The 866-nt window shown below is 49.7% G+C and carries 2 protein-coding genes; both read left to right on the top strand.

What is annotated here, in order from left to right:
- On the top strand, positions 1–332 hold a 332-nt coding region (locus tag R7190_RS26360), incomplete at its 5' end, for an enoyl-CoA hydratase-related protein (RefSeq protein ID WP_318137741.1).
- On the top strand, positions 329–866 hold a 538-nt coding region (locus R7190_RS26355), incomplete at its 3' end, for a hydroxymethylglutaryl-CoA lyase (RefSeq protein ID WP_318137740.1). The genes R7190_RS26360 and R7190_RS26355, both read left to right, overlap by 4 nt.

Genomic DNA, 866 nt, shown 5'->3' with positions numbered 1-866 from the left:
CACGTCGTTACATCCTCAGTGGTGAAGTCATCCCTGCGGTTAAAGCGCAACAGTTTGGCATCGTGCATGAAGTGAAAGAAGATGACGATCTTGAATCATGCGTAAGCGAAGTCGTCGCTTCTTTGCTACTCAATAGCCCAGATGCGATGAGAAAAGCGAAAGCACTGTGCGAACAATGCCACCAAAATCCCATTGACTCTCAGCTTATCCGCTACACCAGCCAATTGATCGCCGATATCCGCGTATCGCCGCAAGGGCAAGACGGTTTACAAGCTTTCTTAGAAAAACGGCCTCCGAGCTGGGTCCATCAACCTGATACGGAGGAAGAATGACACTGCCTACTAACGTAACCATTGTTGAAGTTGGCCCTAGAGATGGACTTCAAAATGAATCACCGGTTTCGACTCGCACTAAAATCCGTCTGATTGATTTACTTTCTGACACGGGTTTGAGTCACATCGAAGCCGGCTCATTTGTCTCACCCAAATGGGTTCCGCAAATGGCAGATTCCAAAGAAGTCATGCAAAATATCACGCGAAGAGCCTCGGTGACTTACTCGGCACTCACCCCCAACCTCCAAGGTTTAGAGCAAGCCTTAGATGCTGGCGCCAATCAGGTCGCCATTTTCACTGCGGCTTCTGAAGGTTTTTGCCAGCATAACATCAACTGTTCAATTACAGAGAGCTTGAAACGCTTCGAGCCATTAATGGTTCAGGCCGATAAATACCATGTTCCAGTTCGTGGCTATCTGTCGTGCGTCGTCGATTGCCCTCACGATGGGGCGACACCTCCAACACAAGTGGCCAACATATCGCAAGCGTTGATCGAGTTGGGATGCCACGAGGTGTCCTTGGGCGACACGATCG

It is taken from the genome of Vibrio sp. 1078-1 (genome assembly GCF_033340475.1).
This window is presented reverse-complemented; position numbering and strand designations above follow the sequence as displayed.